The organism is Cellulomonas gelida, assembly GCF_006538725.1.
GTDB lineage: Bacteria > Actinomycetota > Actinomycetes > Actinomycetales > Cellulomonadaceae > Cellulomonas > Cellulomonas gelida.
Genome location: NZ_BJLQ01000003.1, coordinates 191,241 through 206,332, shown reverse-complemented (window position 1 = coordinate 206,332; position 15,092 = coordinate 191,241). Strand labels below are relative to the sequence as shown.

At 76.1% G+C, this 15,092-nt stretch carries 11 protein-coding genes and 1 tRNA gene; 1 reads left to right on the top strand and 11 read right to left on the bottom strand.

Translation table 11 applies throughout. From position 1 onward, the window contains the following. Window positions 1-4 precede the first annotated feature (4 nt). Window positions 5-1,627, top strand: coding sequence for an SDR family oxidoreductase (locus tag CGE01nite_RS02380; RefSeq protein WP_141368736.1), 1,623 nt, complete (start codon window positions 5-7; stop codon window positions 1,625-1,627). A gap of 26 nt (window positions 1,628-1,653) precedes the next feature. Here CGE01nite_RS02380 and CGE01nite_RS02375 read toward each other — a convergent pair whose 3' ends face one another. From CGE01nite_RS02375 to CGE01nite_RS02325, 11 genes are all read right to left on the bottom strand, one after another. Continuing rightward, window positions 1,654-2,109 carry a hypothetical protein gene (locus tag CGE01nite_RS02375; RefSeq protein ID WP_141368734.1) on the bottom strand — a complete coding sequence of 152 codons (456 nt, stop codon included), beginning with the start codon at window positions 2,107-2,109 and terminating at the stop codon, window positions 1,654-1,656. Next, the gene (locus CGE01nite_RS02370) at window positions 2,106-2,603 is read right to left on the bottom strand and encodes an acyl-CoA thioesterase (RefSeq protein WP_141368732.1); all 498 of its coding nucleotides are present in this window, start codon (window positions 2,601-2,603) and stop codon (window positions 2,106-2,108) included. Before CGE01nite_RS02370 ends, CGE01nite_RS02375 begins: the two co-directional genes overlap by 4 nt. Window positions 2,604-2,684: 81 nt before the next feature. After that, on the bottom strand, window positions 2,685-4,382 hold the full coding sequence (locus tag CGE01nite_RS02365; protein WP_141368730.1) for a GTPase: 1,698 nt from the start codon (window positions 4,380-4,382) through the stop codon (window positions 2,685-2,687). Further along, window positions 4,379-6,364, bottom strand: coding sequence for a dynamin family protein (locus tag CGE01nite_RS02360; protein WP_229747450.1), 1,986 nt, complete (start codon window positions 6,362-6,364; stop codon window positions 4,379-4,381). The genes CGE01nite_RS02365 and CGE01nite_RS02360 overlap by 4 nt, the downstream gene beginning before the upstream one ends. An 87-nt stretch (window positions 6,365-6,451) precedes the next feature. After that, window positions 6,452-8,134 carry an energy-dependent translational throttle protein EttA gene (ettA, locus tag CGE01nite_RS02355; protein WP_141368726.1) on the bottom strand — a complete coding sequence of 561 codons (1,683 nt, stop codon included), beginning with the start codon at window positions 8,132-8,134 and terminating at the stop codon, window positions 6,452-6,454. Window positions 8,135-8,277: 143 nt separating this feature from the next. Next, window positions 8,278-8,871, bottom strand: a complete 594-nt coding sequence (locus tag CGE01nite_RS02350; RefSeq protein ID WP_053071779.1) for a single-stranded DNA-binding protein — start codon at window positions 8,869-8,871, stop codon at window positions 8,278-8,280. Between the two features lie 137 nt (window positions 8,872-9,008). Then, the gene (locus tag CGE01nite_RS02345) at window positions 9,009-10,493 is read right to left on the bottom strand and encodes a GTPase (RefSeq protein WP_141368724.1); all 1,485 of its coding nucleotides are present in this window, start codon (window positions 10,491-10,493) and stop codon (window positions 9,009-9,011) included. Next, entirely contained in the window at window positions 10,490-12,289 is a 1,800-nt protein-coding gene (locus CGE01nite_RS02340; RefSeq protein WP_141368722.1) for a GTPase domain-containing protein, read from the bottom strand. Before CGE01nite_RS02340 ends, CGE01nite_RS02345 begins: the two co-directional genes overlap by 4 nt. Before the next feature lie 111 nt (window positions 12,290-12,400). After that, window positions 12,401-12,473: transfer RNA gene (locus tag CGE01nite_RS02335), tRNA-Arg, on the bottom strand. Window positions 12,474-12,538: 65 nt separating this feature from the next. Further along, the gene (locus CGE01nite_RS02330) at window positions 12,539-14,524 is read right to left on the bottom strand and encodes a heavy metal translocating P-type ATPase (RefSeq protein WP_371857558.1); all 1,986 of its coding nucleotides are present in this window, start codon (window positions 14,522-14,524) and stop codon (window positions 12,539-12,541) included. Between the two features lie 78 nt (window positions 14,525-14,602). Beyond that, window positions 14,603-14,875 carry a heavy-metal-associated domain-containing protein gene (locus CGE01nite_RS02325; protein ID WP_141368720.1) on the bottom strand — a complete coding sequence of 91 codons (273 nt, stop codon included), beginning with the start codon at window positions 14,873-14,875 and terminating at the stop codon, window positions 14,603-14,605. Window positions 14,876-15,092 lie beyond the last annotated feature (217 nt).

Here is a 15,092-nt window from a genome sequence, read left to right as displayed (position 1 = left end):
GACGATGACCCTGCCACCCGACCTCGCACCGCAGCCCGTCGCGGACACGCTCGTCGGGCTCGTCCCGGGCACGGACGCGAGCGGGCGACCGCGCGCCGACGCGCCGCTGGCCGTCGTCACGGGCGTGACGGGCTACGTCGGCGGTCGGCTCGTCCCCGAGCTCCTCGCCGCCGGCTACCGCGTCCGCGCGCTCGCGCGGACTCCTGACCGCCTGCGCGGACGCCCCTGGTACGACGACGTCGAGGTCGTCCGGGCCGACGCCGCGCGTCCCGAGGAGATCGGTCCCGCGCTGCGCGGCGCCGACGTCGCGTACTACCTCGTGCACGCGCTCGGCACGGGCCGCGGGTTCGCCGAGCGCGACCGCTCCACCGCGACCGCCTTCGCACAGGCCGCCCACGCGGCCGGCGTGGGCCGCCTGGTGTACCTGGGCGGCCTCACACCGGACGACGAGGAGCTCTCGGCGCACCTGGCGTCACGTGCCGAGGTCGGGGAGATCCTGCTCGCCAGCGGCGTGCCCACGACCGTGCTGCGTGCCGCGGTGATCCTCGGCTCGGGGTCGGCGTCGTTCGAGATGATGCGCTACCTCACCGAGCGGCTTCCCGCGATGACGGTGCCGCGGTGGGTCGACAACCGCATCCAGCCGATCGCGATCCGGGACGTCCTGCGCTACCTCGTCGGCGCGGCGGCGATGCCCGCGGACGTCAACCGCGCGTTCGACATCGGCGGCCCCGACGTGCTGACCTACCGCGACATGATGCAGCGCTACGCGCAGGTCGCCGGGCTGCGCAGGCGGCTCATCGTGGGGGTCGGGGTGCTCACGCCCCGCCTGTCGAGCCTGTGGGTCTCGCTGGTCACGCCCGTGCCCGGCGGGCTCGCGCGACCGCTCGTGGAGTCGCTCGTGCACGAGGTCGTGTGCCAGGAGCACGACATCGCCGCGCACGTCCCCGACCCGCCCGGCGGCGTAGTCGGGTTCGAGCGCGCGGTGCGCCTCGCGCTGCACCGGGTGCAGGAGGCCGCCGTCACGACGCGCTGGTCGTCGGCGTCCGTCGCGGGCGCGCCCTCCGACCCGCTGCCGAGCGACCCGGACTGGGCAGGCGGGTCGCTGTACGTCGACGAGCGACGCGTGCAGGTCGACGCGTCGCCCGCGGCGCTGTGGCGCGTGATCGAGGCCGTGGGCGGTGAGCGCGGCTGGTACTCGTGGCCGCTCGCGTGGCGGGTCCGCGGCCTCGTCGACCGGCTCGCGGGAGGGCCCGGGCTGCGGCGCGGCCGACGCGACCCCGGCCACCTCCTGGTCGACGACGCCGTCGACTGGTGGCGCGTCGAGGCGCTCGAGCCCGGTCGGCTGCTGCGCCTGCGCGCCGAGATGCGCGTGCCCGGGCTCGCGTGGCTCGAGCTACGCGTCGAGCCGCCCGACGACGACCCGGGCGACGAGAGCGACGCAGAGGCGTGGACGCGCGCGCCCGTCGTGTTCGTCCAGCGGGCCCTGTTCCACCCCACCGGCCTGGCCGGGCAGGTGTACTGGTGGTCCGTGGCGCCGTTCCACGGCGTCGTCTTCGGCGGCATGCAGCGCAACATCGCCGCGGCCGCCGAGCGCGCCCACCGCGCGATGGTGCGCCGCAGCCCCTGAGCGCGCGGCGGCGCGGGCCACGCCGGTCAGCCCCGGCGCCACCAGCGACGCTCGCGCGCGTGCGGCTCGAGCGTCGTGACGATCCGCTCGACCGCCGAGCGCGCGTCCTCGTCGCCCGCGACGCCCGCGGCGAGCACCACGTCGCGTCCGTGGCTCAGCGCGGCGACCACGCGCCAGCCGTCGCCGTCGGCCCAGCGCGCGCCGGCGCGCGACGCCGTCGCCTCGTCGTCGCCGTGCAGCGGCACGAGCGCGGGCTCGTCGGCCCCGGCCGACCGCGCGAACGCGCGGACCGTCTCACGGGCGTCGGGTGCGGCGGCCTCGCCACGGTGGACGGACACGTCGATCGACGCGTCGACGTCGGGGCAGCGCAGCCGGTAGCGGTGACCCTCGAGCCCGGTCGCCGCCCAGCCGTCCGGCACGCGCAGCCGGAACACACCCTCGCGGACCAGCACCTGTCCGGTGACCGGGACCTCGGCGCTCATCGCGAGCCTCGGCGGCGGATCACGACGGGCTCCTCGACGTACGGCTCCCACGCGGCTCGCTCGTGCGCGCCGATGCGCGTGGGCGAGCCCGTCGCCGCGTCGACGAGCACGAGCGTCGTGACGGCCCGCGCGTACACCACCGACGCGGGGTCCGCGGCGGGCAGGTCGCGCACCTGGTAGCAGACGTCCAGGCTGGCGCCGCCCAGGTGACCGATCCACAGCTCGACGACCACGGGCGCACGCCGATAGCCGAGCGGCTTGACGTACTGGATCTCCTGGTGCGCGATGAACGTCGCGACCTGGGCACCCGGGCCCGCATCGATCACCGCGGTCGACCGCGTCCCGGCGCGCTCGCCGTCCGGACCCACGGGGTGCTGCCAGAAGACCTCGATGCGCGCCTCCTCCAGGAGCCGGAGCATCTCCACGTTGTTCACGTGCGCGTACGCGTCCATGTCGGACCAACGCAGCTGCACCGGGATCTCGAGCCTGGCCATGCACGTCCTTCCTCGCCGCGGCGGGCGTGCGCCGCGCCACCCGGCATCCTCCCCCGCGGCGGGCGACGACGACGAACTCGCTCAGCGTGCGGCGGCGCGCGTCGCCTCGCTCCGGCACCGCGTGAGCGCGTCGACCTGTGCCGCGAGCGGGTCGAGGACCAGCCGCTGCGCGACCTCGCGGACGGACGCGCGCAGTCGTCGGCGCGCCGCTCGCGCACGGCGACGCGCGCCCACGTGCGCCGCGAGCGCGCCGAGCGCCGCGAGGAGCACGCCCGCGAGCACCCCGCCCACGAGCAGCACCGTGGGCGCGGGCGCCGGCCCCCACACCGGCGTGACCGGCTCGTCGAGCCTGAGGTACGCGAGCAGCGCGAGCCCGGCAAGCCACAGCCCGCCGACCAGCGCCGCCGCGAGCAGCGCCCACTGCACGGCCCCCAGCGCGCGCCACCACCACACCGGACGCTCGGGCAGCAACGGCGTGCGCGCCACCGCGTGGTCGAGCGCGTCCGGGAGCGCGGCGACGTCGAGGCTCGCACGCGCCGCGAGCACCCATGCGTCGGGCGCACCCGCGAGCGCGTCGCGCGCGTGCTCGCGCACCGCGGTCGCCGCGAGCGCGCGCGGGCCGGGACCGGCCGCGGGCAGCGACGTGCGGGTCAGCTCGGCCTGCCGCTCGGGACGGGGCGCCAGGCGCAGGCGTCGGAGCGGGTCGGGCCGTAGTCGCGCGAGCCAGCGGACCGGCGGCCAGCCGGTGCGGGCGCGGGCCTGGCGCACGGCCGAGCGGCGGACCGCGTCCACGACCGTCGGCACGCCCGCGGCGTCCTCGAGCGCGTCGAGCAGCGTGTCGGTGCTCGCCCGGGCACGCGACGGCGTCGGCTCGCCGCACGCGCGGACCACCGTCTCGGCGACCGCGCGCAGGTCGGCGCCGTACCGCTGCGTGGTCGCCTCACGCCGCTCGACGGCCCGCGCGACGAGACCCCGCAGCGCGTCGACGCCCTCGCCGGTGCGTGCCGAGACCGCGAGCGTCCGGGCGCGGGTGAGCCCGTCGAGCGCCGCGAGGCGACGCAGGTCGGCGAGCACCGCGTCCGCCTCGGCCGCGCTGAGCCGGTCGGCCTGGTTGAGCGCGAGCACCACGACGTCGTCGTGCCCGACGAGCGTGCGCAGGTACCGCTCGTGCAGCGCGGCGTCGGCGTACTTCTGCGGGTCGACGACCCACACCAGCAGGTCGGCGCGGTCGACGAGCCGCTCCGCGCGGAAGCGGTTCTGGACGACGACCGAGTCGTGGTCGGGCAGGTCGAGCAGCACCAGGCCCGGCGGGACCGTCCCGGCGGTGGGTGCGCGTCGGTCCGACCGGCGCCGGTGCGACCCGCCCCCGACCTCGCGCGACGCGACGACCGTGTGCCGACGGTCGACCTCGAGCCAGTCGAGCAGCGGCCCCACCGCACCGGGCGCGGTGTCGGGCCGCGGTGAGGCACGACGCGTCGCATCACGGGCACCCTCGTCGTCGGCTGCCACGACGACCGCGAGCGCGTGCGACGTGGTCGGTCGCTGCACCCCCGTCTCGGCGAGGTCCATCCCCACGAGCGCGTTGAGCAACGACGACTTGCCCGAGCCGGTCGCCCCCGCGAGCGCGACCACGGTGTGCTCCGACGACAGCCCCACGCGCTGCGCGACCCGGAGCAGCAGCGCACGCGCGCCGTCCACGAGGGCCGGCGGGAGCCGTCCGTCACCCGCGTCGACCGCGGCTGCCAGCGCCTCGGAGCGTTCCTCGAGGGTCAGGCTCACGCGTCCTCACCTCGCGTCCGCCGCCCGAACAGCCGCTGCCACAGCCCTGTGCGCGCGTCGCCCTCCCCCGGGTGCCCGGACTCGGCGGGCCCGGCCCCGGCGCCCTGCCCGGCACCCTGCCCTGCGCCGCGCAGCGCGCGTCCACCGCCCGCGGGCGTCGCGGTCCTCGCCACGGCCGGTCGGCTCGCCCGCTCCGCGCGCGCCGCGTGCGCCACGTCGCGACCCGCGTCCCGCAGCGCGTCGCCCCGAGCGTCGGCGGCGCCGAGCGCGTCGAGCTGGGCCGTGAAGCGCGTGGCCTCGTCGTCGAGCAGCCGCTGGACGCGCGCGTCGAGCAGGTCGCGGGCCTGGACCGTGAGCCGGCGCACCGCGTCGTCGCCGAACACCGCCTCGAGCAGCCGCTGCGCGACGATCGCGGTGCCGCCGGCGATGCCGACCTCGACGCCCGTCACCCCGCCGGTCGAGGCGAACGCGAGCACCATGAGGCTCACGCCGAGCGCGTTGACGCCGAACGAGAGCCCGCGCGCGGTCCCGCGACGCGCCGCGCCCTGGTCGGTCACGAGCGCGAGCACGTCGGACTGCCACGCGCGGATCTCGGCGTCGACGCGGCCGCGCAGGCCCGCCGAGCCGCGCGCCAGGTCGAGCCCGGTCAGCAGCGCGGCACCCGCCGGGTCGCCCCGCCAGGCCGCGTGCGCGCGCTCGGCCGCCTCGTCGGCCGCATCCAGCACGATCGCCGCGAGCCCCACCGCGATGGCATGCTCGACGGGCGGGACCGGCGTCGGCCGACCCCGGAAGAACCTCCCGACGGCGTCGCGGAACCGCCCGACGCCCTCCTCGACCGAGCGCAGCAGATCGCCCGTCCCGACGAGGTCCTGCCAGCGGGCGAGCACCTCGCCACGCAGCATCGCGCCGTCGGACGTCGCCTCGCGGACCGTCGCCGCCGCGTCCCCGTACGCGCCGGCGACGGCGCCGCGCAGCCGGGTGTCGGCCGCGACCTGCGCATCGCCCGCGGCCGCGATGCTCTGCGCGCGCCCGGCGAGGTCGTCCACGACGCCGTCGCGGGTCGCGCGCGCGACGGCCTCGCGGGCGGGAGCGTCCGCGCCCAGCGCGGTCAGCCACGTCGCGACCTCCGCGACCGCCTCCGGGGGCAGCAGCCCCTCGACGAGCGCTGCCTCGGCGACGACGAACAGCGGGGCCTGCTCGAGCCCGTTCTCCTGCATCATGCGGCGCAGGTCGTCGCTCGCGGCGCGCGCTCCGGGGTCCACGCGGTCGACCACGAGCGCGACCTGCGCGTGGCGCTGCACGGCCCGGTGCAGGAGCTCCCACGGCACCGCGTCGGCGTAGCGGGCCGCGGTCGTCACGAAGAGCCACAGGTCGGCCGCGTCGAGGAGCTGGCTCGCGAGCACGCGGTTGGCGACCTCGACCGAGTCGACGTCGGGCGCGTCGAGCAGCGCGAGGCCCGGCGGCAGCGCGTCGGACGCGACGAGGCGCAGCGCGCGGCCGTGGGCGGCACCGTCGTCGTCGGCGGCGTCCGGCCGACCGACCTCGGGCCGGACCGTGCCCGACGACGACCGGGACGCCGCCACGCGCGGCAGCCCGGGCAGGACGCGATCGGTCGAGAACCACCGCTCGTCGAGCGGGTGGTGCACCAGGACCGGCGCGCGCGTCGTGGGCCGCAGCACGCCCGGCGCGGACACCTGCTCGCCGAGCAGCGAGTTCACGAGCGTCGACTTCCCGGCGCCGGTCGAGCCGCCGACGACGACGAGCAGCGGGGCGCTGTGCGCGCGCAGCCGCGGCAGCAGGTAGTCGTCGAGCTGGTCGATCGCCGCGGCCCGGTCGGCCCTCGCCTGCTCGACGCCCGGGGCGTCCAGCGGGAGCTCGAGCGCCACGAGGCGGCTGCGCAGCCGCTCGAGCGCGGCGACGAGCGCAGCGCCGGTGACGTCGTCAGAGGCGCCGGACGGGCCCGCGACCTCGGGTTCTGGCACGTGGCCAGTCTGCCCGAGCACGGGTGCCCCGGCCCGAGGAGCGGACCGGGGCACCTGATGTGCTCGTGGGGCGTGTGCCCGCGCGCGTCAGTCGCGACGCAGCTTGCGGTACGTCACGCGGTGCGGACGCGCCGCGTCGGCGCCGAGGCGCGAGATCTTGTTCTCCTCGTAGGACGCGAAGTTGCCCTCGAACCAGTACCAGTTCGCCGGGTCCTCCTCGGTGCCCTCGTAGGCGAGGATGTGCGTCGCGACCCGGTCGAGGAACCACCGGTCGTGGGAGACCACCACGGCGCAGCCGGGGAACTCGAGCAGCGCGTTCTCGAGCGACCCGAGGGTCTCGACGTCGAGATCGTTGGTCGGCTCGTCGAGCAGCAGCAGGTTGCCGCCCTGCTTGAGCGTGAGCGCGAGGTTGAGACGGTTGCGCTCACCACCCGACAGGACGCCCGCGGGCTTCTGCTGGTCCGGCCCCTTGAACCCGAACGACGCGACGTAGGCGCGCGACGGGATCTCGACGTTGCCCACCTTGAGGAAGTCGAGCCCGTCGGACACGACCTCCCACAGCGTCTTCTTGGGGTCGATGCCGCCACGCGACTGGTCGACGTACGAGATCGAGACGGTCTCGCCGATCTTGAGCTCGCCGCCGTCGAGCGGCTCGAGCCCCACGATCGTCTTGAACAGCGTCGTCTTGCCGACTCCGTTCGGGCCGATCACGCCGACGATGCCGTTGCGCGGCAGCGTGAAGCTCAGACCGTCGATGAGCGTGCGCCCGTCGAAGCCCTTCTCCAGCTTGGTCGCCTCGAGGACGAGGCTGCCCAGGCGCGGGCCCGGCGGGATCTGGATCTCCTCGAAGTCGAGCTTGCGCGTGCGCTCGGCCTCGGCCGCCATCTCCTCGTAGCGGGCGAGGCGGGACTTGGACTTCGTCTGGCGGCCCTTGGCGTTCGACCGCACCCACTCCAGCTCCTCCTTGAGGCGCTTGGCGAGCTTGGCGTCCTTCTTGCCCTGGACCTGCAGGCGCTCCTGCTTCTTCTCCAGGTAGGTCGAGTAGTTGCCCTCGTACGGGTAGAGGCGACCGCGGTCGACCTCGCAGATCCACTCGGCGATGTTGTCGAGGAAGTACCGGTCGTGCGTGACGGCCAGGATGGCGCCCGCGTACGACTTCAGGTGCTGCTCGAGCCACTGCACGGACTCGGCGTCCAGGTGGTTCGTGGGCTCGTCGAGCAGCAGCAGGTCCGGCTTCTCGAGCAGGAGCTTGCACAGCGCGACGCGGCGCCGCTCACCGCCCGAGAGGATCTTGACGTCGGCGTCCGCGGGCGGGCAGCGCAGCGCGTCCATGGCCTGCTCGAGCTGGGCGTCGAGGTCCCACGCGTCGGCCGCGTCGATCGCCTCCTGGAGCTGCCCCATCTCGACCAGCAGGGCGTCGAAGTCGGCGTCCGGCTCGGCCATCAGGGCGGAGATCTCGTTGTAGCGGTCGAGCTTGCCCTTGATCTCGGCCACGCCCTCCTCGACGTTGCCGAGGACCGTCTTGTCGTCGTTGAGCGGCGGCTCCTGCTGCAGGATGCCGACCGTGTACCCGGGGCTCAGGCGGGCCTCGCCGTTCGACGGCTGGTCCAGCCCGGCCATGATCTTCAGGATCGTGGACTTGCCCGCGCCGTTCGGCCCGACGACGCCGATCTTGGCGCCGGGCAGGAAGTTGAGGGAGACGTCGTCGAGGATGACCTTGTCTCCGTGCGCCTTGCGCGCCTTGTACATGCTGTAGATGAACTCAGCCACTGGCTCGGTTCTCCGCCTCGATGCTCGGGTTCTGGGGATCGCGCCCTCGGGGCGCGATCGGCGATCACCCGTCGACGCCGGCCGCGCACGTCGCGGACGTGCGGGCCGGTCGTCGTCGGGTCGCGGTGCCCCAGCCTAGACGCTCACCGACCGCCGAGCCCTCCTGCGACGAGCTCGGCGTCGCCCACGGCCGGGTCAGCCGCAGAGTCACCCGTCAGGTCGTCACGGTCCTCGAACCGGAGCACGTCGCTCTCGTCGACGAGCCGCTCGTCACGCGCGGTCCCGTCGGCCACCTCGGCGAGACGCGAGAGGTCGACCGGGCGCTCGTCGCGCACCTCGTCGGGCGACTGCGTGGCGACGCCGGACAGCGTCCTCTGGAACGGGCCGACCGTCCCGAAGCTGAGGTCGATGCCGATCGCGGTGGCCTCGAGGACCAGCGACGTGCGCAGCGCGCCGCCCTGGTCCTGCCACTCGCGTGTGGAGAGCCGCCCCTGCACCACGACCGGCACGCCCTTGCGCAGCGAGAGCCCAGCGTTGACCGCGAGCGCACGCCACGCCTTGACCTGGAACCACTCGGTCTGCGAGTCCTGCCACTGCCCCGTCTGCCGGTTCCACCAGCGACGCGTGCTGCCGAGACGGAACGTCGTGTACGCCGCCCGCCCGTCCTGTGCGGGCAGCGTCGTGACCTCGCTGCCGACCCACCCCGTGACCGTGAGGTCGAGGGTCCCGTTGCTCATGCTGCCTCCCTGCGCGGTGGCCCCGTGAGTTCGGAGCGCGTGCCCGCAGCCTCGCGGCCGGAGGGCGGCGAGCGGGGTGGCGGCGTCCGGGTCTGGGGACGAGGGCGACGACGGTCGGGGCTGGGGTCGGATCGCGGTCAGCCGCGCGCGGCCTCGAGCAGGCCGCGCACGCGCCGGTGCTCGGCCACGACCTCGGCGGCGGGCTGGACGAGGTCGCGTCTCGCGACCTCCTCGATCGCGGCCCGGCCCTCGTCGCGCACGCGCTGGCTGCTGCGCTGCGCCGCACGGCCGCGCACGAGCCGGGCGACCACGACGCTCACCACCGCGAGGACGCCGCACGCGACCCCGATCTCGAGCGCGACGCCCACTCCCCTGCCGCCGACCAGCTCGCCCACGCCGATCCCGCCGACGACGAGCGCCGCCAGGCCGAGCACCGCCCCCAGGCCCGTCAGCAGCGCAGCGGCGCGCGAGCGGCGCACGGTCACCGTGACGTCGCCGAGCGCCTCGCCGAGGTGCCGGCCCAGGTCCTGCGCGCTCGCGACCCGCTCGCGCACCGCGCGCGCCCACAGCGCGGGCAGGTCCGCGGTCGCGCCCGCGAGCCACGAGTCGCGCGCGAGGCGCACCGCGTCCGGGTGCACCGGCACGATCTGCGGGACCCGCACGCCACGGCCGCGCACGGCCGCCGCCACGGCATCGGTCACGGCGTCCATCCCGGAGGCCTCGGCGAGGGCGGACACGATCGGCCCGGTCGCGAGCGCGGCCGGTGCGGGCTCGCGCGTCGCGACGCCCTCGGTGAGCCGACGCGCGGTCGCCGTGACCTCCTGCTCGGCCCGACGCGCCGCGAGCGACCGGCCCGCGACCACGGCCGCGAGGCCCGAGCGCAGCTCGGGCACGCCCTCGTCGGTCTCCGCGGAGGCCGCGACCACGGGCACGTCGGGCAGGCCGTCGTCGGCGAGCAGCCGCGACACGTCGGCGAGCAGCGACTCGCGCTGCTCCTCGCGCACGGTGTCGACCTGGTTGAGCACGACGAGCATGGAGGTGTCCTGGCCCGCGAGCGCGCGTAGGTAGCCCGCGTGCAGCGCCTCGTCGGCGTACTTCTGCGGGTCGACCACCCAGACGAGCAGGTCGGCCTGCGGCAGCAGGCGGTCGACGACCTCGCGGTGCGCGGGCTCGACGGAGTCGTGGTCCGGCAGGTCGAGCAGGACGAGCCCGCGCAGCGGGGCCTCGGTCTCGCCGTCGAGCAGGCTCTCGCGCTGGATCCGCAGCTCGGCGTGCACACCGAGCCAGTCGAGCACGGCGTCGCCTCCCGGCCCCCAGACGCATGCCGTGACCTGCGAGCTCGTCGGGCGGCGCACGCCGACCTCGGCGAACTGCAGCCCGGAGATCCGGTTGAACAGGCTGGACTTGCCCGAGCCGGTCCCGCCCGCGAGCGCCACCACGGTGTGGTCCACCCCGAGCTCGAGACGTTCGCGCAGCCGGGCGATCGCGGCACGGGCCTCGGCGACGCCGTCCGCGTCGAGCCGCGTGCCGCCCTCGTCCAGCGCGTCCTCGAGCGCCCCGACCCGCGCCTGCAGCGCCCGGGTCTGTTCACCCACCGCCACGCTCGTCGTCGGCACGCTCATGTGAGTCCCTTGATCACGGCGAGCCGCAGGCGCAGGCGCGACGCGGCGTCGGAGGCGAGGTCGGGGTCGGCCAGCGGTCCGGCGGCCTCCGCGCGCACGAGCGCGACGCGGGCACGCGCGCGTCGGTCGAGGTCGTCGCGCAGGTCGCTCACCACTGCCTGGGCGTCCGGTCCGACGAGCGTCGCGAGCGTCTCGCGTGCGTCGTCCAGGCCCGCCGCGGCGGCGAGCGCCACCGACGCGAGCGACTCCTCGCCGAGCGCCTTGACCGCCTTCTCGCGTCGCTTGCGCGTCGCGGGGTCCACGCCGGCGTCCGCGAGCGCTGCGCGTACCGCGCGCACACCCTGGCCCACCCACGCGCGCGCCGCCTGCTCGGAGGCGCCGTCCGGTCCGGTCGGCCGCGGCGCCCACCGGGCGAGCACGGCGACCGCTCCCGGCGGGCCGTCGGCGAGCGCGGCCCGCAGGTCACGGTCGGCGTCGCGCGCGGCGGCGGTCAGCACGGCGGTCGCGGCATGCGTGACCTCGGAGCGCAACGCGTCGATCGCGTGCTCGCGCTCGGCCTGCCGACGACCCGAGCCGCGCACCTTGCCGCCGCGCACCACCGAGCCGATCGCGCCGCGCGGCGAGGTCAGCTCGGCCCATCGGACGCCCACGGCGCCCCGGGACACGTCGCCGCTCGCCACCGCCGCGCTCGCGCGTCCGAGCGGCTCGACGACGGCCTCGTCGAGCAGCGTGCCCACGTGCGCCGCGGCGTCGGCCTGGTCCTGCACGGCCTCGGCCAGCTCGTCGACCCAGGCGCGCAGCGCGGTCAGCGACCCGCGCAGCGTGCGCCCGATCACCGCGCGCGCCCGGTCCGGGCCCGCGAGCATGAGCAGCCAGCGCTGCACGGGCGCCACGACGCGCGGCTCGAGCGGCCCCTCGTGCGGACCCTGGTCGGGCACCACGAACAGCGGAGACCCGGCGAGGCCGTGCTCGCGCAGCCGTGCGAGCAGGTCGCCGCGAACCGCGGGCAGCGACGCCGGGGGCACGCGGTTGAGCACCATCGCGATCGACGCCCCGCGGGCCACCGCGTCCTGCAGCACGCGCCACGGCAGCGCGTCGCCGTAGCGCGCGGCGGTCGTGACGAACAGCCACAGGTCGGCCGCCTCGAGCAGCCGGTGCGCGGAGTCGCGGTTGGCGTCGAGCACCGAGTCCAGGTCGGGTGCGTCGAGCAGCGCGATCCCGCGCGGCACGGCCTCGTCGGCGACCGCCTGCGCGGTGCCGACCAGCGGGTGCGCCTCGAGCAGGTCGGCGTCGCCCGGGTGGTGCACGAGGACGGGTTCGCGCGTCGTCGGCCGCAGCACGCCCGCGGTCGTGACCTCGCGCCCGACGATCGAGTTGACCAGCGTCGACTTGCCCGCACCCGTCGAACCGGCGACGACGACGACGGCCGGCGCCGACAGCTCCGTCAGGCGCGGCACGAGGTGCTCGCCGAGCTGGTCGACGAGGCGTGCCCGGGAGGCGCGCGCGGCGTCCGTCCCCGGGAGGTCGAGCGGGAAGCTGGTCTCCTCGACGTCGCGTCGCAGGTCCCGCACGGCGTCGAGCAACGAGCCCGCGGCGAGCGGCCGGGCGAGGATCGAGCGCGGGTCGTCGGCGGTGTGGCGACCGGCGCGCCGGTCGGCGTCCTCGACCTCCGGGAGGGCATGACGTGCCCCACCGCCTGCCGGACCGTCGGTCAGCAGGCTCGCGGCTGCGCCCGCCGGGGCGTCTCCCGCGGGCTGTGCTGCCGTCGTGTCGGGCCGGACGCTCACGGCGTCCATTGTCGCGGCGAGGGATGACCTGCACAAACGCGCCACGCGGGCGACGCCGTCCCGATTCGTCCCGAATCCTGGGCGCCTTCGCCGCGCGCGCGGCGGGGTGCGGGTGCGGTGTGCCCCCGGCAGGACTCGAACCTGCGACCGACCGCTTAGAAGGCGGCTGCTCTATCCACTGAGCTACGGGGGCGGGACACACGGCGCACCCGTCCGGCCTCGGCGGCGAGGTCGCGGCGGGTGCACCCCGCGCACAGGCTACTGAACCGCCTCGCTCACCTCCCACCGACGTCCGGCGGCGACGTGCGGCGCGGCAGGGCGGTCGTCGTCCGCGCGGCGCCGCAGCAGCCGGACCGCGTTGGCGATCACGACGAGCACGGACGCCTCGTGCACCAGCATGCCGACCGCCATCGTGACCCCTCCGGCCACGACGCCGACGACGAGCAGCACGACCGTGACCAGCGCGATCGCGATGTTCTGGCGCATCACCGCGACGGTGCGCCGCGCGAGGTCGACGGCCCGCGGCAGGCTCAGGAGGTCGTCCTTCATGAGAGCGATGTCGGCGGTCTCGACGGCGACGGCCGTGCCCGCCGCCCCCATCGCCACACCGATGTCGGCCGTGGCCAGCGCGGGCGCGTCGTTGACGCCGTCGCCCACCATCGCCACCGTGTGCCCGTCGGCCTGGAGCCGCGCGACGACCTCGAGCTTGTCCTCGGGCAGCAGCTCGGCCCGCACGTCGTCGATCCCGACCTGCGCGGCGACCGCGCGGGCCACGCCGCGCGTGTCCCCGGTGAGCATGACGACCCTGGTCACCCCCGCCGCGCGCAGGCGCCGGACCATCGCGCGCGCGTCGGCCCGGACCGTGTCCGCGACACCGACGACGCCGACGACCCGCGAGTCCAGCGCGACCACCACGGGCGTGCGACCGGCGGACGAGAGCCGCTCGACCTCGGCCGCAGCGCGGTCGTCGCGCTCCACGCCGTCGAGCAGCCGCAGGTTGCCGACCGCGACCCGGCGGCCGTCGACGGTCGCGACGACGCCCCTGCCGACGACGGGCTCGGTGTGCTCCGCGAGCGCGTCGACCGGCACCCCTTCGGCCGCGGCGGCGTCGAGGATCGGCCGCGCCAGCGGGTGCCCGGAGCCGGCCTCGGCGCGCGCGGCCCACGCGAGCACGTCGCGGCGCGTCAGGTCCGCGGCGAGCACCACGACGTCGGTCACGTGCGGTGCGCCCTCGGTCAGGGTGCCGGTCTTGTCGAGCGCGACGGCGCTGATCCGCGCCGACCGCTCCAGGTGCTCGCCGCCCTTGATGAGGATGCCGTCGCGGGCGCCGCGCCCGATCCCGGCGACGACCGCCACGGGGATCGAGACGACCAGCGCCCCGGGGCAGCCGATGACGAGCAGGGTCAGCGCCAGGACCACGTCGCCCGTGACGAGCCCCGCGACGACCGCGAGCAGGATGACCGCGGGGGTGTACCAGGCCGCGAACGACTCCGTGAGCGTCTGGGTGCGCGCCTTGGCGTCCTGCGCCTCCTCGACGCGGTGGATGATGCGGGCGAGGGTCGTGTCCGCGCCGATCCCGGTGGCCCGCACCTGCAGGAACCCCCCGGCCGACACGGTCCCGGCGTAGACGCGGTCGCCCGCCGCCTTCTCGACCGGGATCGACTCGCCCGTGATCGACGCCTCGTCGAGCGCGCCGACACCGGCCACGACGACCCCGTCGACCGGCACCTTGGCGCCGTTCTTGACCAGGACGATCTCGTCGTGCGCCACCGCGGTCGCGGCGACCTCGACCTGCGTGCCCTCGCGCACGACGACCGCGGTCTGCGGTGCGACCGCGACGAGCTCGGCGAGCGCCGAGCGGGTCCTGCTCACGGTCGCCGCCTCGAGCCAGTGCCCGAGCGCGAACAGGAAGGTCACCGCGGCGGCCTCCCAGTACTCGCCGATGACGATCGCTCCGACCGTGGCCGTCGAGACGAGCAGGTCGATGCTCACGACCTTCACCGCCAGCGCGCGCACCGCGCTGGCGAGGATCGGCCCACCCGCGACGACGGCCGCGACGACCATGAGCCCGTCGGAGGCGACGAGCAGGCCGGGCGTGCCGGACAGCGGCACGGCCTCGGCGTGGCCGCCGGCGAACGGGTTCACGCCCGCCACCAGCGACAGCACCGAGGCAGCGGCCACGAGCAGGCCGGAGGCGGCCAGCCGCACGCGGGGGTCGCGCGGGCGCAGGAGCAGGGAGGTCACGACGAGGCCTTTCGAGTCAGATCCGCTGGGGTGTGCAGGAGTGGCAGCGGGCAGGGGCTGGGGCGGCGGCCGCGCGTGTCAGAACGCCGCGGGAGCCGCCCGGTACCCCGCCTGGGCGATCGCGGCGACGAGCTCGTCGACCGTGGTGACGGCCGGGTCGTGCTCGACCTCGACGCGGCCGGACGCGAACCGCACCTCGACGGAACGGACCCCCGCGAGGCGGCCGACCTGCTTCCGGATGGTGGCGACGCACGACGGGCAGCTGAACCCCTCGGCGCGGAGCACCGTGCGGATGACGGTGCTGTCGGCGGTCTGAGTGCTGGCGGCGGTCTGGGTGCTGGTGGCGGACATGGTCTGGCTCCTTGGTGGACGGGTCGCCGGGGATGTCCCGGCACACGTCACGCTAGGAAGACGCAGGTGCGGCCACCATGACCGCCGTCAATCAACCGCGCACCGTCCGTCGACCGCGCACCGTCCGTCGACCGCGCATCGTCCATCAACCGCGCGTCGCCCATCAGCCGCACACCGGCCAGGGCCAGGGCGAGCCCGGGTCCCGGCCCGTGCGCGG

What these genes read in the sequence shown, in the direction of transcription:
- CGE01nite_RS02380 (WP_141368736.1), top strand. Translation starts at nt 5, where the DNA reads ATGACCCTGCCACCCGACCTCGCACCGCAGCCCGTCGCGGACACGCTC.
- CGE01nite_RS02375 (WP_141368734.1), bottom strand. Translation starts at nt 2,109, where the DNA reads ATGAGCGCCGAGGTCCCGGTCACCGGACAGGTGCTGGTCCGCGAGGGT.
- CGE01nite_RS02370 (WP_141368732.1), bottom strand. Translation starts at nt 2,603, where the DNA reads ATGGCCAGGCTCGAGATCCCGGTGCAGCTGCGTTGGTCCGACATGGAC.
- CGE01nite_RS02350 (WP_053071779.1), bottom strand. Translation starts at nt 8,871, where the DNA reads ATGAGCAACGGGACCCTCGACCTCACGGTCACGGGGTGGGTCGGCAGC.
- CGE01nite_RS02345 (WP_141368724.1), bottom strand. Translation starts at nt 10,493, where the DNA reads ATGAGCGTGCCGACGACGAGCGTGGCGGTGGGTGAACAGACCCGGGCG.
- CGE01nite_RS02340 (WP_141368722.1), bottom strand. Translation starts at nt 12,289, where the DNA reads ATGGACGCCGTGAGCGTCCGGCCCGACACGACGGCAGCACAGCCCGCG.
- CGE01nite_RS02325 (WP_141368720.1), bottom strand. Translation starts at nt 14,875, where the DNA reads ATGTCCGCCACCAGCACCCAGACCGCCGCCAGCACTCAGACCGCCGAC.